This window comes from Caulobacter sp. (genome assembly GCF_049283275.1).
GTDB lineage: Bacteria > Pseudomonadota > Alphaproteobacteria > Caulobacterales > Caulobacteraceae > Caulobacter.
Genome location: NZ_JBAPVS010000195.1, coordinates 1 through 24,586 on the forward strand (window position 1 = coordinate 1; position 24,586 = coordinate 24,586).

Below are 24,586 nucleotides of genomic sequence, written 5' to 3' on the forward strand. Positions count from 1 at the left end.
ACCAGGCCCGCCAGCCCCGCGCCCCACAGCCGCCGGTCGCGCCGCTCGGTCCCGCGCTCGATCAGGCCCAGCAACTGGTCGACGACCAGGGCCAGCCCCGCCGAGGCGACGCAGCCGGTCAGGACCATCGCCCAGTTCTCGGTCTGCAGGCCCGAGAAGATGTAGTCGCCCAGCGAGGTCTGGCCGACGGGCGTCGACAGCGTCGCCGCTCCGATGGTCCACACCGCCGCGGTGCGCACCCCGGCCATGATCACCGGCGCGGCCAGGGGCAGCTCCACCCGCCACAGCCGTTGGCGGTCGGTCATGCCCACGCCGCGCGCCGCCTCGACCACCGCCGGGTCCACCCCCGTCAGACCGGCCACCGTGTTGCGCAGGATCGGCAGCATCGAATAGAGGGTCAGGGCCAGCAGCGACGGCAGGAAGCCCAGGGCCGAGAAGCCATGGCCGAACGCGCCCTTGGCCAGGTTCGAAAGCAGCAGCAGCAGCGGATAGAACAGGGCCAGCAGGGCCAGGCTGGGGATGGTCTGCACCAGCCCCGCCAAGGCCAGGGACGGCCAGCGCAGGCGCGGGCTGCGGGCGGCCAGCACGCCCAGCGGCAAGGCGACCAGCAGGCCGAGGGCCAGGGCTGACGCCGACAGGACGACGTGCCAGGCTAGGCGTTCAGGCAACAGGGACAGCAGGCCGCTATTCACCGGCGATCTCCCGCATCCGCGCGGCCTGGCGGCGCGGGGCCTGCATCAGGGCCTCGACCGCCGGATCAGGGTGGCCGGCCAGCAGAGCCCGGGGCGTGTCGTCGGCGATGACCTTGCCCGCCGCCAGGACCACGATCCGGTCGGCCAGCAGCACGGCCTCGGCGATGTCGTGGGTGACCATCACGGTGGTCAGGGAGAGCTGGTCGTGCAGGCGGCGGACGTCGTCGGCCAGGGCGACGCGGGTCACCGAGTCCAGCGCCCCGAACGGCTCGTCCATCAGCAGGATCGAGGACTTGGCCGCCAGAGCACGGGCCACGCCCACCCGCTGGCGCTGACCGCCGGACAGGGCGGCGGGCCGACGCGCGGCCAGCTCTTGAGGCAGGGCGACCAGGTCCAGCAGCTCGGCGGTGCGCGCGGCGATGGCGGCGCGCGCCCAGCCCAGCAAGGTCGGAACGATGCCGATGTTCTCGCCGACGGTCAGGTGCGGGAAAAGACCCACCTCCTGGAACACGTAGCCGACCCGCCGCCGCAGAGTCGGACCGTCCAGGTCGGCGCTCGGCGCCCCGTCGATCAGCACCCGGCCGCCGTCGATCTGGACCAGGCCGTTGATCGTCTTGAGCAGGGTGGTCTTGCCCGCGCCCGATCCGCCGACCAGCGCCACGAACTGGCCACCCGGTATGGAAAGGCTGGTGGGATGCAGAACGCTCGCGCCGTCATAGGCCTTGCGCACCTGGTCCAGAACGATGGCGTCGGTCATGCGGCTCCCAAGGCGCGTCCAGGACAGGCGCCCCCGATAGAGACCTGGTGTCGCAGGGGCGTCCTGTCACAGTCAGCCAGAACGCGCGGCGTGGGAAGCCTGTTGCGACAGCTGATTCCCCGCGCGCGGTTCGACGCCAGGCGAACGGCTCACTGGAGATCGCCATGGCCGCCGCCCTCGCCGCCCGTCTGTTCCGAGCCCGCAAGATCGACCCTCAGACGCACGCCCGTGTCGTCGTCGCTCGCCTGCGCTGGGCCGTGGCGGTCATGGTGCTGCTCAACGCCCTGGTCTGGGGCGGCATGATCGCCACGGCGCGCGGGATGATCGATATCCGTCAGCTGGTGGATCAGGCCTGGGCGTTCGGCGCGGCCTGGATCTCGGCGATCCCGCACCTGGACGTCACGATCTCGCACTGAGACCTCCGCCCTTCCGCGAACGCTGAGCTTGGTGGGAAGGGTGAGAAGCGCCGGGGCCTCGCCACCAGCATCGCCCCTCATTTCGCCAATCGATCCGCCCCCTCCTTTGGTCGAGGTGGCCCAGCGTGCCTGAGGGGGCTAGCTTTGAATCGGCGGCGATGCCCCCTTGGTCGCTCCGCGACAGCGCCCCAAGGCTGCGGTCATTCGCGTTTATCGGTTCACGCCCAGGAGAGCTGCGATGAGGACAATGGCCAAGGCCTTCACGATCTGCGCGACGTCATGGCTGCTGGCCGTCTCGTCAGGCGTCGCCGTCGCTTCCGCGCAGACGAGCGGCGCTCAAGACGCCGCCCCGTCGGGTTTCGCCAGCGGCGCGGAGGTCCAGGCCCAGCTGCGCGAGATGCTCGCCGCGATGAAGCCCGACCAAGGCTTCATGTGGCGCCCCTTGGTTCGCGACGGCGCCAGCGTGGCGGCGATCGAAATATGGAAGAAGCCGGGCCGCCCCGCCGTTCACCCCGCCGAAGCCGAATACGCCATCGTGCTGGAAGGCTCCGGCACGCTGGTTTCGGGCGGGACCATGGCCGATGCAAAGGTTAAGAACGCCAATCTGGTTGAGGGAAGCCAGATCGAGGGCGGCGCGACACGGACGCTCGGCCCGGGCGACGTCATCCTGGTTCCCGCGGGCGTGCCGCATTGGTTCGGAATCACCGGCGAGCGACTGGTCTTGCTTGGACTCAAACTGCCCGGCGCGAAATGACCGATCCGGCGGGCGCGGGGGCGCGTTGGCGCGCCATCCCGCGGCGTCTGCCTTAGATCGGCATCCGCATGATTTCCTGATACGCCGAGATCACCTGGTCGCGGACGGCCATCACGGTGTCGAGGCTGGCCTCGGCCGAGGAGATGGCGGTGACGACGTCGATCAGTTCGGCCTTGCCGGCCGCCTGCTCGGCCATCTTGGTTTCGGCCGCGCGAGTCTGGTGCAGAGTGTCGGTCATGGCCGACTTCAGCAGCGCACCGAAGTCCATGCCCTTGCCAGGGGCGTCGCCCCCGCCGATCGACGGCATGGCCATCGAACTCTGGGCGGCGTAGGCCTTGGCGGCCGCGAGCGCGGTGATCATCGCTTAGCCCCTTACTTGCGCAGGATGTCGAGCGTGCGCGCTTCCATGGCGCGCGACGTCTCGATGACATTCATGTTGGCTTCGTAGGCGCGCTGCGCCTCCTTCATGTCCAGCGCCTCGACCAGGGTGTCGACGTTGGGCAGCTTGACGTAGCCCTTATCGTCGGCGGCCGGGTTGCCGGGGTCGTATTCCAGGCGGAAGTCCCTGCGGTCGGGATCGACCTGGGCCATGGTCACGCCCTCGCCGCCGGCGATCTTGGCCGGTTTGAACACCGGCACCTGCCGGCGATAAGGATCGCCGCCGGGCGTGCGGGCCGTCGAATTGGCGTTGGCGATGTTCTCGGCGATCACCCGCATGCGGCCTTGCTGGGCCTTCAGGGCGCTGGCGGCGATGGCCATGGTCGCCATCGACTGGGAGCGGATCTCGGTCATCTAGGGTTCCCCTTAACCGCCCGGCCGACGCGTGGACGTCTTCAGCATCTGCATGGACTTCTGGTAGAAGCCGACCGCCGCTTCGTAGTTCATGCGCGAGTCGGCCATCTTGATCATCTGGTCCTCGAGCGTCACCGCGTTGCCGTCGAGGGTGGTCTCGGTGTCGGCGCCTTCCGGGGCGCGCCAGATGCCGGCCGGCTTGACCGGGGCGATATGGGCCGCGCTGGTGGCCATCATCTGGACGCCGGTCGTGGCGGTCGTCGACACCGGACCGCCGCGATAGGGTCGGCCCGACGCCTGCTGGTCCAGCGTCGCCTTGAAGCTGTAGGCCTTCAGATCGCGCGGCACATAGTCCGGCGTGTCGCCGTTGGCCACGTTCTGCGCGATAACCTTCTGCCGCTGGGTCAGATAACCCATGCGGCTTTTGAGCATCGCGAAAATAGGAATGTCATCGGGACCCATGCGGCTCATGGTGAAGAAACAGGGTTAATTGCGAATTAAGGACCGTGCGGCACATCAGGGGTGCGGCTCCGCGCCGCGCCCTGCGCTATTGTTCCCCGCGACTCATTCCCGCTGCTCGTTCAGCCTTTCTCGACCAGGCGTCATGGACATCTTCGAACTGATCCGCGCCGTCGCCGCTCTCGCCGTCACTCTGGGCCTGGTGGGACTGGCCGGCGTGGCCCTGCGCAAGTTCGGGCCCGACGCCATGTCGCGGCTCACCACGCTGCGCAGGGACCGCCGCCTGCAGGTGGTCGAGACCCTGGTGCTGGACCCCACCCGTCGCCTGGTGCTGTTCACCCTGGACGGCGAGGAGCGCCTGCTGATGCTGGGCGAGGGCCAGCTGCTGGACTGGGGTCCCAAGAAGGCCAAGAAGCCCCCCGCCCCGCCCAAACCCGTTTCGAAGCTTTCTGGCAAACCTTCTGGCAAGTCTTCCGGGGAGATCGTGGTCTGATGCGCCGCCTGCTCAAACTGATCACCGGCGCCGACCCCAAAGACCTTCGCCAGGCCGCGATCATCTCGGTCCTGGCCGGGCTGGTCACCGTGCTCGGCCCCGCGGTGGCGACCGCCCAGTCGGCGATCAATGTCGACCTCGGCACCGGCGCGGGCCTGTCCGAGCGCGTGGTGCAGATGGTCGGCCTGCTGACCGTGCTCAGCCTGGCCCCGTCGATCGTGATCATGACCACCTCGTTCGTGCGGATCGTGGTGGTTCTGGGCCTGCTGCGCACGGCCATCGGCGTCCAGCAGAGCCCGCCCAACCCGGTGATCATCAGCCTGGCCCTGTTCCTGACGGCCATCGTCATGGGCCCGACCTTCGAGCAATCCTACGACCAGGGGGTCAAGCCGCTGCTGGACAAGCAGATGGAGCTGCCCGAGGCCTTCGACGCCGCCGCTCAGCCGGTGAAGGTGTTCATGCTGCGCCAGGTCGACCAGGACGACCTGGCCCTGTTCATCCGCCTGTCGAAGATCGAGCGCCCCAAGACCGCCATCGACACGCCGCTGAAGGTGGTGACGCCGGCCTTCATGATCTCGGAGCTCAAGCGCGCTTTCGAGATCGGGTTCTTGCTGTTCATCCCGTTCCTGGTCATCGACCTGGTGGTGGCCAGCGTGCTGATGAGCATGGGCATGATGATGTTGCCGCCCGCGACGGTCAGCTTGCCGTTCAAGCTCATCTTCTTTGTGCTAGTGGACGGCTGGCGGTTGGTCGCCGGCAGTCTGGTCGAAAGCTTCCAGCGGGGCGCTGGGGGCGGCTAGAGCGCTTTCGAGCGACGTGGAAACCGGTGCGCGCGAAGAAGCGCGTGAACCGAGGAATCTAGAGAAGCAGAGCAATGGGCGTTTTCGTACTCGGGTCGATCAATCTGGACGCCGTGGCGCGGGTCGATGATCTGCCGCGGCCGGGCGAGACGGTGGCCGGCATCTCGCTGGAGCTGTTCCCCGGCGGCAAGGGCGCCAACCAGGCCGTCGCGGCCGCCCGCATGGGCGCGGCCACGCGGCTGATGGGCGCGGTCGGCAAGGAGGACAGCGGCCCCACCCTGAAGGCCAAGCTGGCCGGCTATGGCGTGCAGGTCTCCGACGTCGCCGAGCTGCCCTCCATCCCGACCGGCCAGGCCCATGTCTGGGTGTCGTCCAGCGGCGAGAACATGATCGTCGTGACCAGCGGCGCCAACGCCACCCTGACGCCCCAGCACGTGGCGGCCACGCCGCTGGAGGGCCAGCGCGTGCTGCTGTGCCAGCTGGAGACCCCCGCCCCAGCCATCGAGGCCCTGTTCCGGGCCGGCGCCGCCAAGGGCGCCCTGCGAATTCTCAACGCCGCTCCCGCCCTGCCCCAGGGCGCGGCGCTGTTCCCGCTGACCGACATCCTGATCCTCAACCAGACCGAACTGGCCACCTATGGCCGGCTGGGCCACGAGCCCACGCGGCTGGAAGAGATCTCCCGCGTCTCGCGCAAGCTGATGAGCCGCCCGGACCAGACGGTGATCGTCACGCTCGGCAAGGCGGGCGTGGCCGCGATCCGCCGCGACGAGGCCTTCCTGGTCGAGGGCCGCAAGGTCAAGGCGGTCGACACGACCGGGGCCGGCGACTGCTTCTGCGGCGCCCTGGCCGCGGGCCTGTCCGCGGGCATCGAGCTGCGCGAAGCCATCGAACACGCCAACGCCGCCGCGGCCCTCTCGGTTCAGAAGCCGGGCGCCGCGCCGTCCATGCCCAGCCGGCGCGAGGTCGAGCAGTTCCTGGCGGGGTGAGGCCCCGTCACCGCTCGCCCCGCCGCAGGTTCTTGGCCAGCACCGCCACGATGATCAGCACGAAGGCGGCCAGGCGGATCAGGTAGATCCCGCCCCGCTCCTCTTGCGGCGTGCCCAGCAGCACCGGCAGGGCGTTGCCCAGGGCCAGCAGGCCGAACGCGGCCGAGAAGGCCAGGAACAGGCTGTCGCGCGTGCGGCTCCAGAACTTCAGGAAGAACAGACCCGCCACCAGGAAGCCCATGGCCAGGGCGCCGGCGATCAGGCCCTCGACCGGCGTGATCGGGACGCTCATTCGTCCACCTCCCAGATGAAGCCGTAGAGCAGCGAGGTGATGGCCAGGCCCGCCGCCGCCTGGCGGTAAGGCAGGAGGTTCACCTGCGTGACGAAGATCACCAGGTCGGCCACCAGCAACAGGTTGTTCAAAGCCAGGAAGCCAAAGCTGATCGCGGTCCACAGCAACAGGCGCGAGCGGCTGGCCAGCCAGGCCCGGACCAGCAGGCCCGCGCAAGCCGCACTGGTCAGCATGCAGAGGATGTAGACCACCGTCGGGCCGCTCATCGGTCGTTCCCCTTGAACTTGAAGGCGTCGGCCAGGGACTGGAGGCGCTCGGTCGGGGCCGAAATCCAGCGGATCACCGTGACCGGCTTGGTGCGATAGGTCGCGTCCAGATCATCGCAGACCTTGGCCAGCACGGCGGCGGCGGGCTGGTAGCGGAAGCCGCCGCGGTCGTCGGCGACCACCAGCCCGGCGCTCTCGAAGGCGATCAGGTTGTCGGTCACCAGGCTGTGGCTGGCGCGCAGCTCGCCGACCAACGCCTCGACCGACCAACAGCGCTGGGGATCATGCTTGAGCCGCAACAGCAGCTCCAACGCCCAGACCGAGCGTATGTGTTCGCGAATGAACTGAAAGACGTCGCGATCGACGGTCACCTCGATCCTTCCCCCCAAAATCCTGAGGGCGGACAATAGGCGCCGAGGAAGCCAGAGCAAGCTGAGCCATGGCGTTCTTCGATCCCCCCTTTGTGGAGGAGGTGTCGGCGAAGCCGTCGGAGGAAGATTCGGCCGAGGTGGGCGCTTCCCACCGGCGTTTCCCAAACCGGGGAGGACTTGTCAGGCGGCGCGGATGCCGCTGTGCTGATCGCCGGTCATGGACCCGACCAGGGCGTCGTAGCCGAGGATCATGTCGACATCCTTGCCGTTGCTGGCCAGGGGCAGGCGCAACCACAGGATCGACATGTGCGGCGAGCCCTTCCAGGCCAGGCTGTGCACCCCCACGCCCGGACGACGCTCGGTGACGACCTTGTCCAGCTCGCGGCGCCAGTATTCGACGGCGGCGCTGTTGTAGACGTCTTCCAGGGTGCGGCCGGTGATCTCGCGGCCATAGACCGTGTAGAGGCCGGTGCCGGCCAGCCGCAGGCGGTAGTCGATCGCGCCTTCGCGGTCGCGCCTGACGTCGATGAGGCTGACGGTGGGCAACATGCGCTTGATGCCGGAAGGATGCAGATCGACGCGCGACGGGAGACTGCCCCCCCGGCGGAGGGACGCCCAGTAGGCGAACATCTCCTGGTGAGCGCGGGCCGCCGTGGCCGATGCGCTCAGCTGCGCGTTCATCTTCAGATTCCTTAACAAGCCGTTGGAATCACGACGATTCACTATGTCTTAAGGTCCGAATCGCCGCCAGCGAAAATCGCGTTCCACGGCTAAGTTTGTTGAGGCGAGTCAATCTGCAAGCAGGCCTCCCAGGGCGGCATGACCGCCGTCGGAAGCCCCCTCGAAATGACCTCGAGAAGCGCAAGCGATTGTTTGAATTAAAGTTAATGAACGCTCAGACTCAGACGTCTGAACGATCTTGGGCCCCTCTTGGAGCCAGATCTGGAGCCGCCGGCGCAGCGCGGCGACCGCAGCAATTCATGCAACTTATAGGCGTTATTTGTAATATTCGCGGGAATTGCCACCCAGGCGACAGCCGTCGACGTCGCGGATGCGGCGGCCGTCGACGGTCAGGTTGGCGGATCAGCCGCGCGCGCGGCGCGCCGGCTTTCGGCCGCCCTGCCCCAGGCCCATCTGTTTGGCCAGATCCGAACGCGCCTGGGCATAGTTCGGCGCGACCATCGGATAGTCCTTGGGAAGATTCCAGCGAGCACGATATTGCTCGGGGCTCAGGTCATACTTGGTGCGCAGATGGCGCTTCAGCGACTTGAACTTCCGACCGTCCTCAAGACAGATCAGATAGTCCGGCGTGATCGAACGGCGGACCGATACGGCCGGCTCGCGGCCGACTTCGATCTCGACCCGGGTTCCGACGCTGGACAACGCCTGGTGCACGGTGCGGATCAACGCCGGCAAGTCGGCCGCCGCGATCGTATTGCTCCCCACATAGGCGGCGACAAGACCCGCCGTAGCGTCGATGAGGTCGGACTGCTTGTCCATCTTCTTACCACTCCCCCGACTCGTATCTGGGTCCACCAGAACTAGTCAGTCGTTGGATAGCATATTATGATACGCAAGCAACATAGACATGCTGAAGTCTACCATTGATCGGCGCCGATGGACTGGCCTGACCAATCCTCCATGCAGCTTTCAGTTGTTTTATACCTCGAAAACTGGGGGACAATAGTCGTCGAACACATTCAACGATTAAGATCGACTAACGTGGAATGGGGTGGGAAAGCGTCAGCATGGCGGCGCGCGACGACGCCGGATATTGATCCGCGGCGGCCTCGTCGCCTTCGCGGATGGCCTTCAGCAAGGCCGGGGTCATGGCGGCTGACGGCGACCAGTTCCAGTAGCGCAACATGGTCTGGGCGCGGTCCACGGCGATGGTGTCGAAGGCGATCAGCACCCGCTCCAGATCTGGCGATGTCGCGCCCGAGGCGTCGGTTTCGGGCCTGTTCAGCCCGCGCCATAGGGTGCGCAAGGCGGCGCGTGGCAGGCCCGTGGCCTTGCACAGGATCGCCAAAGCCTCGCCGCCCGGGTCGGTGAAGATCTTGGCCCCGGTCATCGGCTTCAGGCCCGCCAGGTAGAAAATCTCCTCGGCCGTCTCACGGGTCATGCCGCCTCTGGCCGCGGCGACCGCGTCCTCGAGATTGTCGAACAGACTATTATCGGCGGCGACGCGATTTCGCTGACGCCGTCCGATGAACTGCAGCGCCTTGGCCGACAGAGGGTCCTGCCAGCCCTCGGCCGAGGCCAGGGGAAAGACGTCGCCCACGGCGTCCTGCAGGATTTCCCGCGACACGGCGAACCGCCTCAGGATCGTGCGACGCGCTTCGGCGTCGGACCACCAGAACATCACATAGGCGTGGCAGGGCCGCAGTTCGGCGCGCTTGAGCAACAGGGGGATCAGTTGCGGATTGTCGCGCGTCACCGCGACGATGTTCTCCAGCCCCTGGTGGCTGAAGCGCGCCAGCTCGTTCCTGAGCAGGGTCTCGGTGACCGCCGCCTCGTCCATGTCGACCAGGGCGTCGGCCACCACCTCGCTGATCCCCCGCCGCAGGGCGATCAGCCGCCGATGCTCCTGACCGCCGCCGTAGAGGCAGCTGATCAGGTCGGCGTCGCTGAGGGCCGCCGCGTCTTCCAGCAGCGCCCGGGCCACCGACAACTCGTCGCGCAGCAGCGGTCGAACCAACACGCCGGGAATCTCGGCCAACTTGGCCAGACGCCGGGCCACCTTCTCGCGCTCGCCCACGACGGCATCGCGCAGCAACTCGACCAGCAGGTCGGCGGTCATGGCGCGTTCGAAGGCGTTGACGCGACTGGCCGGCAGGCAGACCACGTCGGCCAGCCGCTTGAGCAGAGCGGCGCGCGAGCGCGACGTGGCGGCCGGTTCGGGCTCGGGACGGGCGAAGGGCGCGGCGAAGTCGTTCATGGTCGTCCTGGCGCAAGCCCGTCCTGCCTGATCGTCCCGGAAACTACCGCCACTCGCCGGGACGCGAGCGCGGCTCGATCTTCAGCGCGTTGGCGCCCTGCACGTAGCGATCGCGGAAGGCCTCGCGACGCGGCGCGGCCGGAGCCTCGCGGCGCGGGTCGTGGCGCGGGCGGTACTCGTGGATCTCGGCCCCCACCTGGAAGCCGCCCAGCAACCGCTCCAGTTCCTCGACCTCGGCGGCCAGGGCGCCGGTCGCGGCGGCCGATTGCTCGACCATGGCGCCGTTCTGCTGGATCACCTGACCCATCTGGTTGACCGCGCCGTTGACCTCGGCCAGGCCGTCGGCCTGCTCCTTGGAGGAGGCGGCGATCTCGCCGACCAGGTCGTTGATCTCGATCACCTGGCCCAGGATCTGGTCCAGGGTCTGGCCGGTCTCGCCGACCAGCTTGACGCCCTTGCCGACCTGCTCGCTGGACGCGCGGATCAGGCCCTTGATCTCCTTGGCCGCATCGGCCGAGCGCTGGGCCAGGGCCCGCACCTCTTGCGCCACCACCGCGAAGCCGCGACCGGCGTCGCCCGCGCGGGCGGCCTCGACCCCGGCGTTCAAGGCCAGCAGGTTGGTCTGGAAGGCGATCTCGTCGATGACACCGATGATCTGGGTGATCGACTGCGAGGACTTCTCGATGCCACCCATCGCCTCGACGGCCTCGCGCACCACCTGACCGCTCTTCTCGGCGTTGGACTTGGCGTTCTGGGTCACGCCCCGCGCCCGTTCGGCGTTGTCGGAGCTTTTCTTGACCGTGGCGGTGATCTGGTCGAGGGCCGCGGCGGTCCGCTCCAGGCCGGTCGATTGGCGCTCGGTGCGCTGAGCAAGGTCGTCGGCGGCGGCCGAGAGGTCGCCGCAGCCGGCGTGAATGGTGCGGGCCGCGCCCAGGACGCCGGCCAGGGTCTGCTGCAGGTGATCGACCGCGGCGTTGAAGTCGGTGGGGATCTTGCGAGCCTCGACCGGGAAAGAGTCTTCGCGCAGGCGCGAGATCAGGTCCCCGCCGGCCAGTTTCTCGACGCCCTGCCCCAAGGCGTTGACGGCGGTCAGCTGGGTGCGGGCGTAGGTCTCGACCTCTTGCAGATGACGACGCTGCTCGACATCGGCGGCGGCGCGTTCGGCGTCTTCGGCGGCGCGGGCGGCCTGATCGCCGGCAAGCTTGCGCTGGACGTCGTCCAGGCCCTTGGCCAAGGCGCGGACCTGCCGGTCGTCGGTCGCGGGCGAGGCCAGGGGCTGGTCGTACTGGCCCGCGCCCAGGGCGTCGACCGAGCGGGTCAGGCCGTCGAAGGCGCGGCGCGTGGCCTCGCTCCAGGCGACCAGGCCGATGATCAGGGTGGCGATCAGGGTGGCCATGCCGGCCATGCTGAACGGCGAGATCAGGCCGGGTCCGCCGAACGCCGCCCAGCCCAACTGGCCCAAGCCCGCCAGCAGGCCGAGGATGACGATCAGCCTCCAACCGAGAGGCAGACGATTGAACCCGCTCATTTCCGAATCTCCGAGGCCAAGCAAGGCCAGGGTCGAGAAATGGCGATTGAGTCCTAATGGCTCATTAACCATACCCCGGCCGCGACATTTTGACGGGGATTGACGGCTGATCCACGGCCTCTCGCAGAAATCCGGCGCGGCCATGTCGCATCCGACCGCGCTCAATCGTCTTATGTCCAGACTTTCGAAGGAGACCGTCGATGAGTGACCTGACCCTGCGCACCGCTCCCCTCCGCATCGGCCGCAGCGTGCTGGCCGTCATCGCCGGCTTCGCGGCCGTGGTCGTGCTGTCGACCGGCGTCGACGCCGTCCTGCACGCCGCCAAGGTCTATCCGCCGCCACAACAGGGGATGCACGATCCGCTGCTGAACCTGCTGGCCCTGGCCTATCGCTGCGTCTTCACCTTGGCCGGCGGTTGGATCACCGCCAAGCTGGCGCCCAACACCCCGCTGCGCCATGCCTTCATCCTGGGCGTTCTGGGCCTGATCGCCGGCACGGCGGGGGTGATCGCCACCTGGAACCTGGGCCTGGGACCGCATTGGTATCCGATCGCCCTGGCGGTCACGGGGCTGCCGCTGTGCTGGCTGGGCGGCGCGCTGGCGGTGCGGAGACGAGCGTCGTGAGGCTTTCGCGCAGCGGCTGGGGCCTGGCGTTGGACGCCCTGGCGGACCGTCGAAACCAAGCGGCCGCGCCGCCTCCCGATCGCGTCGTCGAGCCGCCGGCTTCGAGGTCGGGTCGGATGCAACAGGCGCCGCCGCCCCGAGGCTAGGGCGGCGAAGGGCTTCAGCCGAACGTGGCTTTCAGGATCGTCTCGATGCCCTGCTGGTCGACGGCGTCGAAGGCCGCGGGCTGGTCGGAATCCACGTCGAACACCGCCAGCAGCTTGCCCGAAGCGTCGAACACGGGCGCGACGATCTCGCTCCGCGAGCGGCTGTCGCAGGCGATGTGGCCCGGAAAGGCGTGGACGTCCTCGACCAGCTGGGTCTGGCCTGTTTGCGCCGCCGCCCCGCAAACGCCCCGCCCGAACGCGATGCGCAGGCAGCCCAGCGTGCCCTGATAGGGCCCGACCACCAGCTCGCGTTCCTTCAGCGGATCGACCACATAGAAGCCGGTCCAGAAATAGTGGTCGAAGCTGGAGGCCAGCATCGAGGCCACCGTCGCCATGCGGGCGGTCAGATTGGTCTCGCCGTCCAGCACCGAGGCGATCTCCTCCGCCACCTCGGCGTAGCGGGCCGACTTGTCGGCGGTCAGGGTCTTGTCGTTGAAAGCTTCGGCCATGGGCGGGGATATAGCGCGTTCCCCGCCGCGCGCCAGAGGCCCCTACTTGAACGGATGCGCGCCCCACGTCGGCCAGATGTCGGGCAGGTCCTTGGACACCTTGTCCGGATAGACCGGAGGCCGCTTCTCCAGGAACGAGCTGACGCCTTCCTTGGCGTCGCCGGCCGCGCCGCGCGACTGGATGGCGCGGCTGTCGGCCTTGTGAGCCTCCATCGGGTGGTCGGCGCCGGCCATGCGCCACAACAGCTGGCGCGTCAGGGCCACCGAGACCGGGGCGGTGTTGTCGGCGATCTCGCGGGCCAGGGCCCGAGCGGCCGGCAGCAGGTCTTCGGGCGCGTGCAGCGACCGGACCAGGCCCCGGTCCAGCGCCTCCTGGGCGCCGAACACCCGGCCGGTGAAGCACCATTCCAGCGCTGTCTGCAGGCCCACCAGCCGAGGCAAGAACCAGGACGAGGCGGCCTCGGGCGTGATGCCCCGGCGGGCGAACACGAAGCCGAACTTGGCGTCGGTCGAGGCCAGGCGGATGTCCATCGGCAGCTGCATGGTAACCCCCACCCCGACAGCCGCGCCGTTGACGGCGGCGATGATCGGCTTGAGGCTTTCGTACATCCGCAGGGTCACGCGGCCGCCGCCGTCGCGATAGATGTCGCCGACCTTGCCCTCTTCGCGCTCCAGCGCCTGGGGGTTGGTGCGGTCGAAGGTGGCGCCGCCGCCCGACAGGTCCGCCCCCGCGCAGAACGCCCGCCCCGCGCCGGTGACAATCACCACCCGCACGGCGTCGTCGTTGTCGGTGATGTCGAAGACGTCGATCATCTCCTTCATCATCCGGGCGGTGAAGGCGTTCAGCTTCTCCGGACGGTTCAGGGTGATGGTCGCGATCCCGTCCTCGACGGCATAGAGCAGGGTCTCGAAGCTGGGCGCGGCCATGGGTGTCTCCTCCGGGGTCGGTGGCACTCAAACACGCGTATGAAATTGCGGCAACCGCCTTGCGACATCCTCGTCCTTCGACAAGCTCAGGACGAGGACGCCTGGGCGGCCGCATTCAAGATCCTCATCCTGAGCTTGTCGCCAAGCACTCTGGGGGACGAGGATCTTGCTTCCCCGACGACACCCTTGGCCTTCTCGCCAGACCTGCCATTCTCCAGTGATCACCGATCACGCGGAGACACGCGGGACGGACAAGGGAGGATCCGATGACGTCGATCATCGAGGCCGACTACATCGTGGTGGGCGCCGGCTCGGCCGGTTGCGTGCTGGCCGCGCGGCTGTCCGAGGACGGCCGCCACAAGGTGCTGCTGCTGGAGGCCGGCGGCGACGACCGGCCGACCAAGAACCCGTCCCAGTTCATGTCGAACCTGATGATCCACATCCCGGTCGGCTACGCCCAGACCCTGAAGGATCCGAAGGTCAACTGGCTGTACGCCACCGAGCCGGACCCGGGCACCGGCGGACGCTCGCACGTCTGGCCGCGCGGCAAGGTGCTGGGCGGCTCGTCATCGATCAACGGCCTGCTTTATATACGGGGCCAGCAAGCCGACTATGACGGCTGGCGGCAGCTAGGCTGCGAGGGCTGGGCCTGGGACGACGTCCTTCCCTATTTCCGCAAGGCCCAGCACCAGGAGCGCGGCGACTGCGGCGACTGGCACGCGACCGGCGGCCCGCTGAACGTCTCGGACGTCACCGAGACCAACCCGGTCTCCGACGCGGTGGTCGAGGCCTGCGTCGAGGCCGGCATCCCGCGCAACGCCGACGTCAACGGCGCGAGCCAAGAGGGCGTGGCCTACTACCAGCTGACGGTGAAGAACGGCCAGCGCTGCTCGGCGGCCGTGGCCTATCTGCACCCGGCCATGGGGCGGCCGAACCTGAAGGTCGAGACCAACGCCCTGGCCCGCAAGGTGCTGTTCGAGGGCAAGCGCGCGGTCGGGGTCGAGTTCAGCCAGAACGGCGTGATCCGCACCGCCAAGGCCCGCGTCGAGGTGATCCTGGCCGGTGGGGCGATCAACTCGCCGCAGCTGCTGCAGCTGTCGGGCGTCGGTCCGGGCCAACTTCTCGCTGAGCACGGGATCGCCGTGGTCCACGACCTGCCCGGCGTCGGCGAGAACCTGCAGGACCACTATGTCACCGGCGCGCGCTTTCGCCTGAAGGCCGGGACGGTGTCGGTCAACGAGCAGAGCAAGGGCGGGCGCCTGGCGGCCGAGGCGCTGAAATACCTGTTCCAACGCAAGGGTCTGCTGACCCTGTCTGCGGCCCACATCGCCGCCTTTTGTAAGTCTCGCCCGGATCTCGCAGAACCGGACATCCAGTTCCACATCCTGCCCGCGACCATGGACCTGGAGAAACTGTTCAACGAGCAGAAGATGGAGCTGGAGGGCGCGCCGGGCCTGACCATCGCCCCGTGCCAGCTGCGGCCCGAGAGCCGGGGTCATATCCGCATCAAGTCGGCGGACCCCACCACCTATCCGGCGATCTTCGCCAACTACCTGTCCGATCCGCTGGACCAGGAGGTCACGGTGGCCGGCCTGCGCTGGGCCCGCAAGATCGCCGCCCAGCCCGCGATCGCCCCGCTGATCGACCACGAGATGAACCCGGGCGCCGATTTCGCCAGCGACGCCGCCCTGCTGGAATACGCCCGGGCTTCAGGCTCGACGATCTACCACCCCGTCGGCACCTGCCAGATGGGCGGCGGTCCCCGGGGCGTCGTCGACAGCCAACTCAGGGTGCGCGGGCTGCTGGGCCTGCGGGTGGTCGACGCCTCGGTCATGCCGCGCCTGGTCTCGGGCAACACCAACGCCCCCACCATCATGATCGCCGAAAAGGCCTCGGACATGATCCGCCAGGCCGCCAAGACCGAGGTCGCCGCCTGATGCATCCGTTCCACCACGCCCAGAGCCACCCGAACAAGCCCGCCTACATCATGGCCGGCTCCGGCGAGACGGTGACCTACGCTCAGCTCGACGCCCGCTCGAACCAGGGCGCCCAGCTGTTCCGCGCCTGGGGCCTGCAGGCCGGCGACGTGATCGCCATCCTGATGGACAACAACGCCCGCTTCTTCGAGATCGCCTGGGCCGCCCAGCGCGCGGGGCTCTACTTCACCTGCGTCTCGACCAAGCTGACGCCGGCCGAGGTCGAGTACATCGTCAAGGACTGCGGAGCCCAGGCGCTGATCGTCAGTCCGGCGCTGGACGAGGTGGCGCAGGCCGTCGCCCCGCTGATCCCCGGCGTGCGCCTGTTCCGGGTGGGCGGCGGCAAGGCGCCGTTCGAGGACTTCGAAGCCGCCACCGCGGCCATGCCCACGACGCCGATCGCCGACGAGACGGCGGGGTCGGACATGCTCTATTCCTCGGGCACCACCGGCCGGCCCAAGGGCGTCAAGCCGGCGCTGAGCGGCGGGCCGATCGACGCGCCGCACGCCCTGCAGATGATGGCCATGGGCTTGTTCGGCTTCAGCGGCGACAGCGTCTATCTGTCGCCCGCCCCGCTCTATCACGCCGCCCCGCTGCGCTGGTGCATGACCGTGCACAAGCTGGGCGGCACCGTGATCGTGATGGAGAAGTTCGATCCCGAGGCCGCCTTGGCCCTGATCGAAAAGTACAAGGTCACCTGCGGCCAGTTCGTGCCCACCCACTTCGTGCGGATGCTGAAGCTGCCGGAGGAGGTCCGCGCCAAGTACGACGTGTCCTCGATCCGGTCGGCGGTCCACGCCGCCGCCCCCTGCCCCGTGCCCGTCAAGGAGCAGATGATCGGCTGGTGGGGTCCGGTGATCTTCGAATACTACGCCGGCACCGAGGGCAACGGCTTCTGCTGGATCAATTCCGACAACTGGCTGGCCCACAAGGGCAGCGTCGGCCAGGCGGTGCTTGGGGAGCTGCGGATCTGCGACGAGGCCGGCGAGCCCGTGCCGGTGCGCACCGAAGGCGCCGTCTACTTCGCCAACGGCCCGGCGGTGAACTACCACAACGCCCCGGACAAGACCGCCGAGAGCTACAACCAGCATGGCTGGACCACTCTGGGCGACGTGGGCTGGGTCGACGAGGAGGGCTATCTGTACCTCACCGACCGCAAGAGCTTCATGATCATCTCCGGCGGGGTGAACATCTATCCGCAGGAGATCGAGAACCTCTTGATCACCCACCCCAAGGTCGCCGACGCCGCCGTGGTCGGCGCGCCGCACGAGGAGATGGGCGAACAGGTGGTGGCCGTGATCCAACCGCTGGACCCTGCGATCGACCAGGCCGCCCTGGCCGAGGAGCTGATGGCCTTCGTCCGCGCCAACCTCAGCCATGTGAAGTCGCCCAAGCGCATCGACTTCATGGCCGAACTGCCTAGGCACCCGACTGGCAAGCTCTACAAGCGGCTGATCAGGGACGCGTACTGGGGCAAGGGCGAGAGCCGGATCGTCTAAGGCTCAGCCCCTCCCCCATTGGGGGAGGGCCGAATCCACGCTAACGCTTAGCGCCATGTTCGCCCTGCCTGCCTGGCTCCCCAAGACCGCCACCGCGCCCTTCTGTCCCGCCGAGGTCCGCGGCGCCGTGGCCGTGCCCGCCGGACTGTCGACCTGGCAACGCGTCCTGCGCTTCGCCGGCCCCGGCCTGCTGATCAGCGTCGGCTACATGGACCCCGGCAACTGGGCGACCGACATCGAGGCCGGCTCGCGTTACGGCACGGCCCTGCTGTTCGTGGTGGTGCTGTCCAGCCTGGCCGCCATCGTCCTGCAGACCCTGAGCCTGCGGCTGGGCCTGGTGACCGGCCGGGACCTGGCCCAGATGTCGCGCGACCGCTACGGCCCGCGCACGGTCAGGGTCCAGTGGCTCCTGGCCGAGATCGCGATCATCGCCTGCGACATCGCCGAGGTGCTGGGCAGCGCCCTGGCCTTCAAGCTGTTGCTGGGCGTGCCTTTGTGGGCTGGGGTGCTGCTGACCGGGTTGGACACGCTCATCGTGCTGGGCCTGAAGGGCAAGGGCTTCCGGCAGTTGGAGGCGATCATCCTGGGCCTGGTCGGCACCATCGGCCTCTGCTTCCTGGCGCAGATGATCCTGATCAAGCCCGACGCCGGCGAGGTGGCGCGGGGCCTGATCCCGTCGCTGGACGCGCTGCGCGAGCAGAACGCGCTCTATCTGGCCATCGGCATCGTCGGGGCGACGATCATGCCGCATAACCTCTATCTGCACTCCTCGATCGTCCAGACCCGGGTCGTGCCCGCCGACGAGGCGGGCAAGCGCGGGGCCCTGCGGCTGGCGACCTTGGACACCGTGGCCTCGCTGGCCGTGGCCCTGTTCATCAACGCCGCCATCCTGATCCTGGCGGCCTCGGCCTTCCACCGCGCGGGCGTCACCGAGGTGGCCGGCATCGAGGAGGCCCACCGCCTGCTCGAACCCCTGACCGGCGCGGCCGTGGCCGGCCTGCTGTTCGGGATCGCCCTGTTCGCCTCGGGCCAGAGCTCGACCTTCACCGGCACCATCGCCGGCCAGGTGATCCTGGAGGGCTTCCTGAACCTGTCGATCCCCTGCTGGCAGCGACGGCTGATCACCCGGGGCCTGGCCATCGTCCCGGCCCTGGTCGGGGTGCTGACCCTGGGCGAGGGCTCGGTCGGCAAGATGCTGGTCCTGACCCAGGTGGTGCTGAGCGCCCAGCTGCCGTTCGCGATCTTTCCGCTGCTGCGCTTCACCGACGACAAGGCGCTGATGGGCGTGTTCGCCAACGGCCTGGCGACCAAGGCCGTGGCCTGGAGCCTGTTCGTGATCATCTCCTCGGCCAACGCCTGGCTGGTGGTCCAGACCTTCATGGGCTGACGCTTGCCCGGCGTCGCCGCCCGTGCGACCAATCAAACAACTGTTTCAAGAAACGTGCGGGAGAAACACGCCATGAAAGAAGTCGCCTACGCAGACATCGCCAGCCTGGTCGGCCAGGAGATCGGGGTCTCCGACTGGGTCGAGATCAGCCAGGAGCGGGTCAACCAGTTCGCCGAGGCGACCGGCGACCACCAGTGGATCCATGTCGACGTCGAGCGCGCGACCCGCGAGATCGGCGGTCCGATCGCCCACGGCTTCCTGACCCTGTCGCTGATCCCGATGCTGGGCGCGGACATCCTGCGGGTGACCGGCGTGACGCGCGGCATCAACTACGGCTGCGACAAGGTGCGGTTCACCGGCATGGTCCGGGTCGGCAAGAAGGTGCGCATGCGCCAGAAGCTGCTCAGCGTCGAGCCCAAGGCCGGCGGCCTGCAGATGAAGAACGAATGCACCATCGAGATCGAGGGCGAAGAACGCCCCGCCTGCGTGGCCGAGACGATCTCGATCATCTACGGCTAGACCCGATGGACGCCCCTTCCCGCGACGGGAAGGGGCGCGGTCGTCAGGCCAGGGGTTTGCCGACCAGCAGGGCGCCGAACCGCTTGGTCCCGCCGTCCACGAGGCCGGCCTGGCCCTCCCAGGTCCTGGGGTTGCGATAGGTGCCGAACAGCATGTCGATGAACGGCAGGTCGCAGTAGTTGAACGCGTGCACCCCACGCTCGTGGTGCACCGCGTGCATTTCCGGCCGGGCCACGAACCAACCCAGCCAGTGCGGCGTGCGCAGGTTGGCGTGCGTCAGCATGCTCAGGAAGGTGGCGATCACCATCACCCCCAGGGCCGCCATCGGCTCGACCCCGACGATCCACACCAGGGCCAGGCTGCCGTGCAAGAGCCAGCCCATCATGTCCAGCGGATGGAAGTAGAACACCCCCCAGATATCCACCCGCTCGGCGCTGTGATGGGTCTGGTGCACGCGCCACAGCAGGTCCGACCGGTGCAACGCCCGGTGTTGCCAGTACATCGTGAACTCGAAGACCAGCAGGCCCAGCGCGATCTGGGCCCACAGCGGTTCGGCGGTCAGGTCGAACAGGCGGTGGGCGCCCAGCCAGTGGTCCCAGAGGAACGGCGCGAAGGCGCCCATGGCCATGTAGACCGCCCCGGCGGCCAGGCCGATCAGCGGCCAGCCGCCGATCCTGGGAAAGTCGCGGCCCTTGAGCGCCAGTTCGGCCGCCGCGAAGGCCCCGAACAGGCCCAGGGCTATGTAGTGGTAGATGTTCATGATCGTGCCTCGAAAAGGGCCGCTCGGCGGCGGCGTGAGATGAGGCGCGAATAGCTATAGGCGAGATCGGGGCCGCTCTAGCCGACGCATCGTGCGGTTTCGCCGAAGCCCCGGAAACCCAACAATCATTGGTATTTCGCGTACGAAGTATGCTATGGAGCGGGTCATGTTCGACGCCCTCGAAGCCAAAACCGCACCGACGGTGCAGTCTTCGCCGCGCTCCAAGGGCGCGGCGACGCGGGCGCGCATCCTCGACCTGGCCTATGAGCGGATCATCGACAAGGGTTTCGCGGCCACCTCGATCGAGGAACTGGTCGAGGCCGGCGGCCTGACCAAGAGCGGCTTCTTCTACCATTTCCGCGACAAGAACGACTTGGCCCGCCAGCTGATCGACCGCTACGTGGCCGACGACGTGCTGTTGCTTGACCGCATGGAGGCCCGAGCGCGTGGCCTGCACGAGGACCCGCTGCACGCCTTCCTGATCTTCCTGAAGCTCTATGCCGAGATGATGGACGAGATGCTGCGGGTACGCCCCGGCTGCCTGGTGGCGTCGATCGTCTCGCAGGACACCACGTTCGACCCGGGCGTCCGGGCCCGCTCGGTCGACATCATCCTGGGCTGGCGGCGGCGCTTCCATGCCTGGCTGGAAGAGATCGCCGCCGTACATCCGCCCCGCTTGGCGGTGGACCTGGAAGCCCTGGCCGACCAGATGATCGTCATGGTCGAAGGCCTTATCCTGCTGTCCAAGGCCTTGCGCGATCCGGCCCAGGGCAGTCGCCAGATGCTGCTGTATCGCGACCAGATCCGCCTGATCTTCTCGACCTGAGCCGGCCTCCACGCCGACACGACGAAGGCCGCGGGATCACTCCCGCGGCCTTCGCTTCCAGTCGAAGCGATCAAGCTTACTTCTTGATCGCGTCGCCAATCTTGTCCTGGGCCTGACCGACCTTGTTCTGGACGTCGCCCTTGGTCTTCTGGGCCACGCCTTCGGCTTCGAGGCGCTCGTTGCCCGTGGCCTTGCCGGCGGCTTCCTTGACGGCGCCGACACCCTTGTCGACGGCGCCTTCTACGCGATTGGTGCTCATGACTTCACTCCTGCGGATTGGAACTCCCGCTAGAAACGAGGGGCCGGGAGCGAAGTTCCTGTGTCGACTATCCTACCGTGCGACCGCCATGGCGGCGGCCGAGATCGCCGCGGCGGCCTGGATCGCGGCTTGGTCCTGGGGCACGGGCGGTCTTGCGGGCTTGGCCTGGATCAGCGGCGGACCGGCCGTCTTGTCCAGCATCGAGACCGTTTCGCGGATGAACTTGGCGTGGGTGACGATGCCGATCTCCAGGCGCTCGCCCGTCAGCTCGACCTGCTGGGTCAGCATGCCGGCCACGAACTGCACCTCCTGGCTCTCGGTCGAGCCCGGCCGACGGCGCGCGCCCTCGGCCATGAACACCGGCCCGCCCGAATTGCCGGGGAACACCGAGAAGTCCATCAGGAAGGTCGGGAACACGCTGGCCGGGGCCAGCGGATACGACGCCACCCGGCCCGAGCGCAGGATCGGGAAGCCGGCCGGATTGGCCGACAGGCCGCGCGGGAAGCCCAGGGCCATCATCTCGTCGCCCGGGCCCAGGCTGTACTTGTTGAAGGTGTCGTCCTGGGCCAGCCAGGCCAGGGGGATCGCCGCCTTGGCGAACTCCGGCGGGGCCTCGACCTCGATGGCGGCGACGTCGCGGGTGGGATGCTTGACCCACAGGGCGTGGTCGCCCTCGCGGATCTTCAGGGTGTGGGGATCATAGCGCCAGACGCCGTCGGCGCTCTGGATGCGATAGCCGATCTTGGCCGAGACGCCGGGCATCTTGTCGAAGACGTGGGCGGCGGTGACCAGGATGGTGCGGGGACGGCCGTCGGGGGTGGGGTTCTCGATCAGGAACCCGGTGCCGACCGTTCGTGACCCGTCGCCGAGCGGCTGTTCAAGCTGCACGGTCGCCTGGATCAAATCGACCGACAGGTCCCAAGACATCTAAGCCCTCACGCCCCGCGATTCACTCTACACGCGGATCAGTTTGACCAGAGCCCCCGACCCACACAAGCTGGCGTTCTGACGCATCCATGGGGGAAACTGGGCGTGAACCGGCGCAAAATGATGACGAGCGCGGCAGCGATGCTTACGTCAGCGTCGGCGATCCATCCCGGGACCGCCCAATCCGAGAGTCGCATGCCCGAGACGTCCAAGATTCCCCCGCCCGTCGCCACCAAGATTCCCAAGCGCACCGAGCAGCTGGGCCGCGTCCGCGTCGACGACTACGCCTGGATGAAGGACGACAACTGGCAGAAGGTCCTGCGCGATCCGGCGCTGATCAAGCCCGAGGTCAAGGACCACCTGACGGCCGAGAACGCCTATGTGAAGGCGATGCTGGCCTCCACCGAACCGCTGCAGAAGGCGATGTTCGAGGAGATGAAGGGCCGCATCAAGGAGGACGACGCCTCCGTCCCCGCCCCCGACGGCCCGTTCGAATACTATTCACGGTTCAACATCGGCGGCCAGCACCCGATCTTCTGCCGTCGGCCGAGAGGCAAGACCGACGGTGAGCAGATCCTGCTCGACTGCGACGCCTTGGCCAAGGGCAAGGCCTATAGCCAGGTCAGCGCCGCCGACCACAGCCCCGACCACAAGCTGCTGGCCTATGCCGAGGACGCCCAGGGTTCGGAGGTTCACCATATCTATGTGAAGGACCTGGCGACTGGCGAGATCCTGGCCGAGCCCGTCGAGAGCAGCACCGGCGACTTCGCCTGGTCGCCCGACAGCCAATGGCTGTTCTGGACCCACCGCGACGACAACGGCCGCTCCGACAAGATCTATCGCCGCCCCGCGCGCGGCGGCCTCAAGGACGACGTGCTGGTCTATGACGAGCCGGACGAAGGCTTCTTCGTCAGCGTGGGCGTGACCAACTCGGACGCCTTCATCAGCATCAGCGCCGGCGACCACGAGACGTCCGAGACCCTGCTGATCCCCGCCTCGGACCCCACCGCCCAACCGAAGGTGGTCGAACCGCGCACCGTGGGCCTGCGCTATTCGGTCGAGCACTGGGACGGCCGGTTCGTCATCCTGACCAACGCCGACGAGGCCATCGACTTCAAGCTGGTCGAGGCTCCGGTCGCCACGCCCGGCCGCGCCCACTGGAAGGACTTCGTCCCCCACAAGCCAGGCCACTTCATCACCGGTCTGGCGGCCTACAAGAACCACCTGGTCCGGGTCGAGCGGGTCAACGCCAACACCCGCATCGTCATCACCGACCGCGCCGGCAAGGCCGAGAAGCCGATCGTCATCGACGAGGAGGCCTATGTCCTGAGCCTGGAGGGCGGCTACGAGTTCGACACCCCGGTGATGCGCTATGTCTATCAGTCGCCGACCACGCCCCGGCAGTGGTTCGACTACGACATGGCCACCGGCGAAAAGGTTCTGCGCAAGACCCAGGAGATCCCTTCGGGCCACGACGCGGCGGCCTATGTCACCAAGCGGCTCTACGCCAAGGCCCCAGACGGCGCCGAGGTTCCTATCACCGTCTTGATGAAGAAGGGCACGCCCCTGGACGGAACGGCGCCGCTGCTGCTGTACGGCTACGGCAGCTACGGCATGTCGATGGATCCGTCGTTCTCGATCCGCAATCTCAGCCTGGTCGACCGCGGCTGGATCTGGGCCACGGCCCATATCCGCGGGGGTTCGGAAAAGGGCTACGGCTGGTTCCTGGACGGGCGCAAGGACAAGAAGAAGAACAGCTTCACCGACTTCATCGCCTGCGCCGAACACCTGCACGACGCCGGCTATGGCGCGGCGGGCCGCACGGTGGCCTATGGCGGCTCGGCCGGCGGCATGCTGATGGGGGCCGTCACCAACCTGCGGCCCGACCTGTGGTCCGGGATCATCGGGGCGGTGCCGTTCGTCGACGTGCTCAACACCATGAGCGACACCTCCCTGCCCCTGACCCCGCCCGAATGGCCCGAATGGGGCAATCCGTTGGAGGACGAGGCGGCCTATGACTACATCGCCAGCTACTCGCCCTACGACAACGTGACGGCCAAGCCGTATCCGGCTGTGCTGGCCACCGGCGGCCTGTCGGATCCGCGCGTCACCTACTGGGAGCCGGAGAAGTGGACGGCCAAGCTGCGCGAACATACCACAAGCGGCGCCCCGATCTTGCTCAAGATCAACATGGAGGCCGGCCACGGCGGCGCTTCCGGGCGGTTCGACTTCCTCAAGGAGATCGCCTTGGACTATGCGTTCGCCGTGTGGGCGGTCGACAAGGGATGGACCAAGGCGTGATGGACGAAGTGCCGGCGGAACAGATCCTCCCCCTTTGGGGGAGGTGGCCCAGAGGGCCGGAGGGGGTTTGCCGCCCCACAGGAGACTCCCATGACATCATCCACCCGCTGGCGGCTCGACCGCCAGGTCTCGGTCGGCCTGCTGATCGCCGTGGCCCTGCAGGCCGCCACCGCCCTGATGTGGGCGGGCCGGGCGTCGGCGCGCATCGACGACCTGCGCCAGCGCCTGGACGCCCAGGCCCCGGTCGCCGAGCGCCTGGCGCGGCTGGAGACCCAGGCCGACGCGACACGGGCTTCGCTGGCCCGGATCGAGAGCAAGCTGGACGCGCAGTAGCGTCCGACGCCGCGAACCCCCTCCGACCCTCCGGGCCACCTCCCCCAGAG

General features: G+C 68.0%; 30 protein-coding genes. 13 read left to right on the plus strand and 17 right to left on the minus strand.

Going from position 1 to position 24,586, the window contains the following annotated elements:
* Both WAL33_RS10645 and WAL33_RS10650 read right to left on the minus strand, forming a co-directional pair.
* Positions 1 to 692 (minus strand): ABC transporter permease (locus tag WAL33_RS10645; protein WP_422181182.1); only part of this gene is annotated, 692 nt, incomplete at its 3' end.
* Entirely contained in the window at positions 685 to 1,449 is a 765-nt protein-coding gene (locus tag WAL33_RS10650; RefSeq protein WP_422181184.1) for an ATP-binding cassette domain-containing protein, read from the minus strand. The genes WAL33_RS10645 and WAL33_RS10650, both read right to left, overlap by 8 nt.
* 164 nt (positions 1,450 to 1,613) lie before the next feature.
* Here WAL33_RS10650 and WAL33_RS10655 point away from each other — a divergent pair, with 164 nt between their 5' ends.
* Positions 1,614 to 1,865 carry a hypothetical protein gene (locus WAL33_RS10655; protein ID WP_422181186.1) on the plus strand — a complete coding sequence of 84 codons (252 nt, stop codon included), beginning with the start codon at positions 1,614 to 1,616 and terminating at the stop codon, positions 1,863 to 1,865.
* Between the two features lie 238 nt (positions 1,866 to 2,103).
* The gene (locus WAL33_RS10660; RefSeq protein ID WP_422181188.1) at positions 2,104 to 2,619 is read left to right on the plus strand and encodes a cupin domain-containing protein; all 516 of its coding nucleotides are present in this window, start codon (positions 2,104 to 2,106) and stop codon (positions 2,617 to 2,619) included.
* 52 nt (positions 2,620 to 2,671) lie between these two features.
* Here WAL33_RS10660 and fliE read toward each other — a convergent pair whose 3' ends face one another.
* Genes fliE through flgB form a run of 3 tightly spaced genes read right to left on the minus strand, consistent with a single transcriptional unit; the run spans position 2,672 to position 3,873 of the window.
* Positions 2,672 to 2,980, minus strand: coding sequence for a flagellar hook-basal body complex protein FliE (fliE, locus tag WAL33_RS10665; protein ID WP_422181190.1), 309 nt, complete (start codon positions 2,978 to 2,980; stop codon positions 2,672 to 2,674).
* An 11-nt stretch (positions 2,981 to 2,991) separates the two neighbouring features.
* The gene (gene flgC, locus WAL33_RS10670; protein ID WP_422181192.1) at positions 2,992 to 3,411 is read right to left on the minus strand and encodes a flagellar basal body rod protein FlgC; all 420 of its coding nucleotides are present in this window, start codon (positions 3,409 to 3,411) and stop codon (positions 2,992 to 2,994) included.
* Between the two features lie 12 nt (positions 3,412 to 3,423).
* Positions 3,424 to 3,873, minus strand: coding sequence for a flagellar basal body rod protein FlgB (gene flgB, locus WAL33_RS10675; RefSeq protein WP_422181194.1), 450 nt, complete (start codon positions 3,871 to 3,873; stop codon positions 3,424 to 3,426).
* A 142-nt stretch (positions 3,874 to 4,015) separates the two neighbouring features.
* Here flgB and WAL33_RS10680 point away from each other — a divergent pair, with 142 nt between their 5' ends.
* The 3 genes from WAL33_RS10680 to WAL33_RS10690 all read left to right on the plus strand — a co-directional run bounded on the left by WAL33_RS10680 (position 4,016) and on the right by WAL33_RS10690 (position 6,149).
* Positions 4,016 to 4,363, plus strand: coding sequence for a hypothetical protein (locus WAL33_RS10680; protein ID WP_422181196.1), 348 nt, complete (start codon positions 4,016 to 4,018; stop codon positions 4,361 to 4,363).
* Positions 4,363 to 5,163: a flagellar type III secretion system pore protein FliP gene (gene fliP / locus WAL33_RS10685; protein ID WP_422181198.1), complete on the plus strand. Its 801-nt coding sequence runs from the start codon at positions 4,363 to 4,365 to the stop codon at positions 5,161 to 5,163. Before WAL33_RS10680 ends, fliP begins: the two co-directional genes overlap by 1 nt.
* 74 nt (positions 5,164 to 5,237) lie before the next feature.
* Positions 5,238 to 6,149 carry a ribokinase gene (locus tag WAL33_RS10690; RefSeq protein ID WP_422181200.1) on the plus strand — a complete coding sequence of 304 codons (912 nt, stop codon included), beginning with the start codon at positions 5,238 to 5,240 and terminating at the stop codon, positions 6,147 to 6,149.
* Between the two features lie 7 nt (positions 6,150 to 6,156).
* Here the strand turns inward: WAL33_RS10690 and WAL33_RS10695 are convergent, their stop codons facing one another.
* From WAL33_RS10695 to WAL33_RS10725, 7 genes are all read right to left on the minus strand, one after another.
* Positions 6,157 to 6,441: a DUF5985 family protein gene (locus WAL33_RS10695; protein WP_422181202.1), complete on the minus strand. Its 285-nt coding sequence runs from the start codon at positions 6,439 to 6,441 to the stop codon at positions 6,157 to 6,159.
* Positions 6,438 to 6,707 (minus strand): DUF5985 family protein, encoded by a 270-nt coding sequence (locus WAL33_RS10700; protein ID WP_422181204.1) that lies wholly within the window; start codon positions 6,705 to 6,707, stop codon positions 6,438 to 6,440. The genes WAL33_RS10695 and WAL33_RS10700 overlap by 4 nt, the downstream gene beginning before the upstream one ends.
* A complete protein-coding gene (locus tag WAL33_RS10705) occupies positions 6,704 to 7,078 on the minus strand; it encodes a hypothetical protein (RefSeq protein WP_422181206.1) in 375 nt (124 codons plus the stop codon). Before WAL33_RS10705 ends, WAL33_RS10700 begins: the two co-directional genes overlap by 4 nt.
* Before the next feature lie 180 nt (positions 7,079 to 7,258).
* Positions 7,259 to 7,765: a PAS domain-containing protein gene (locus tag WAL33_RS10710; RefSeq protein ID WP_422181240.1), complete on the minus strand. Its 507-nt coding sequence runs from the start codon at positions 7,763 to 7,765 to the stop codon at positions 7,259 to 7,261.
* A 396-nt stretch (positions 7,766 to 8,161) separates the two neighbouring features.
* Entirely contained in the window at positions 8,162 to 8,578 is a 417-nt protein-coding gene (locus WAL33_RS10715; RefSeq protein ID WP_422181208.1) for a MucR family transcriptional regulator, read from the minus strand.
* A 217-nt stretch (positions 8,579 to 8,795) separates the two neighbouring features.
* Positions 8,796 to 10,016 (minus strand): DUF2336 domain-containing protein, encoded by a 1,221-nt coding sequence (locus WAL33_RS10720; protein WP_422181210.1) that lies wholly within the window; start codon positions 10,014 to 10,016, stop codon positions 8,796 to 8,798.
* A gap of 43 nt (positions 10,017 to 10,059) precedes the next feature.
* Entirely contained in the window at positions 10,060 to 11,544 is a 1,485-nt protein-coding gene (locus WAL33_RS10725; protein ID WP_422181212.1) for a methyl-accepting chemotaxis protein, read from the minus strand.
* 200 nt (positions 11,545 to 11,744) lie between these two features.
* On the opposite strand from WAL33_RS10725, the gene WAL33_RS10730 reads away from it, so the two are divergent.
* Positions 11,745 to 12,167 (plus strand): hypothetical protein, encoded by a 423-nt coding sequence (locus WAL33_RS10730; protein ID WP_422181214.1) that lies wholly within the window; start codon positions 11,745 to 11,747, stop codon positions 12,165 to 12,167.
* 160 nt (positions 12,168 to 12,327) lie between these two features.
* On the opposite strand, the gene WAL33_RS10735 is transcribed toward WAL33_RS10730, so the two are convergent.
* The gene (locus WAL33_RS10735) at positions 12,328 to 12,822 is read right to left on the minus strand and encodes a GAF domain-containing protein (RefSeq protein ID WP_422181216.1); all 495 of its coding nucleotides are present in this window, start codon (positions 12,820 to 12,822) and stop codon (positions 12,328 to 12,330) included.
* Between the two features lie 42 nt (positions 12,823 to 12,864).
* On the minus strand, positions 12,865 to 13,749 hold the full coding sequence (locus tag WAL33_RS10740) for a crotonase/enoyl-CoA hydratase family protein (RefSeq protein WP_422181218.1): 885 nt from the start codon (positions 13,747 to 13,749) through the stop codon (positions 12,865 to 12,867).
* Between the two features lie 266 nt (positions 13,750 to 14,015).
* On the opposite strand from WAL33_RS10740, the gene WAL33_RS10745 reads away from it, so the two are divergent.
* The 4 genes from WAL33_RS10745 (at position 14,016) to WAL33_RS10760 (ending at position 19,130) form a co-directional block, all read left to right on the plus strand.
* Positions 14,016 to 15,686, plus strand: a complete 1,671-nt coding sequence (locus WAL33_RS10745; RefSeq protein ID WP_422181220.1) for a GMC family oxidoreductase — start codon at positions 14,016 to 14,018, stop codon at positions 15,684 to 15,686.
* Positions 15,686 to 17,224, plus strand: a complete 1,539-nt coding sequence (locus WAL33_RS10750; RefSeq protein WP_422181222.1) for an acyl-CoA synthetase — start codon at positions 15,686 to 15,688, stop codon at positions 17,222 to 17,224. Before WAL33_RS10745 ends, WAL33_RS10750 begins: the two co-directional genes overlap by 1 nt.
* Before the next feature lie 55 nt (positions 17,225 to 17,279).
* The gene (locus tag WAL33_RS10755; RefSeq protein WP_422181224.1) at positions 17,280 to 18,611 is read left to right on the plus strand and encodes an Nramp family divalent metal transporter; all 1,332 of its coding nucleotides are present in this window, start codon (positions 17,280 to 17,282) and stop codon (positions 18,609 to 18,611) included.
* A 72-nt stretch (positions 18,612 to 18,683) separates the two neighbouring features.
* Positions 18,684 to 19,130: a MaoC family dehydratase gene (locus WAL33_RS10760; RefSeq protein WP_422181226.1), complete on the plus strand. Its 447-nt coding sequence runs from the start codon at positions 18,684 to 18,686 to the stop codon at positions 19,128 to 19,130.
* A 43-nt stretch (positions 19,131 to 19,173) separates the two neighbouring features.
* On the opposite strand, the gene WAL33_RS10765 is transcribed toward WAL33_RS10760, so the two are convergent.
* On the minus strand, positions 19,174 to 19,890 hold the full coding sequence (locus WAL33_RS10765; RefSeq protein WP_422181228.1) for a sterol desaturase family protein: 717 nt from the start codon (positions 19,888 to 19,890) through the stop codon (positions 19,174 to 19,176).
* Positions 19,891 to 20,056: 166 nt separating this feature from the next.
* Between WAL33_RS10765 and WAL33_RS10770 the strand changes: the two genes are divergently transcribed.
* The gene (locus tag WAL33_RS10770; protein ID WP_422181230.1) at positions 20,057 to 20,716 is read left to right on the plus strand and encodes a TetR/AcrR family transcriptional regulator; all 660 of its coding nucleotides are present in this window, start codon (positions 20,057 to 20,059) and stop codon (positions 20,714 to 20,716) included.
* A gap of 76 nt (positions 20,717 to 20,792) precedes the next feature.
* Here the strand turns inward: WAL33_RS10770 and WAL33_RS10775 are convergent, their stop codons facing one another.
* Both WAL33_RS10775 and WAL33_RS10780 read right to left on the minus strand, forming a co-directional pair.
* Complete coding sequence (locus WAL33_RS10775) at positions 20,793 to 20,975, minus strand: CsbD family protein (RefSeq protein WP_422181232.1); 183 nt, start codon at positions 20,973 to 20,975, stop codon at positions 20,793 to 20,795.
* Positions 20,976 to 21,047: 72 nt separating this feature from the next.
* Positions 21,048 to 21,902 (minus strand): trypsin-like serine peptidase, encoded by an 855-nt coding sequence (locus WAL33_RS10780; protein WP_422181234.1) that lies wholly within the window; start codon positions 21,900 to 21,902, stop codon positions 21,048 to 21,050.
* Positions 21,903 to 22,007: 105 nt separating this feature from the next.
* Between WAL33_RS10780 and WAL33_RS10785 the strand changes: the two genes are divergently transcribed.
* Together WAL33_RS10785 and WAL33_RS10790 are read left to right on the plus strand one after the other, a co-directional pair.
* Positions 22,008 to 24,203, plus strand: coding sequence for a S9 family peptidase (locus tag WAL33_RS10785; protein WP_422181236.1), 2,196 nt, complete (start codon positions 22,008 to 22,010; stop codon positions 24,201 to 24,203).
* A gap of 90 nt (positions 24,204 to 24,293) precedes the next feature.
* Complete coding sequence (locus WAL33_RS10790) at positions 24,294 to 24,536, plus strand: hypothetical protein (RefSeq protein WP_422181238.1); 243 nt, start codon at positions 24,294 to 24,296, stop codon at positions 24,534 to 24,536.
* Positions 24,537 to 24,586: the final 50 nt, after the last annotated feature.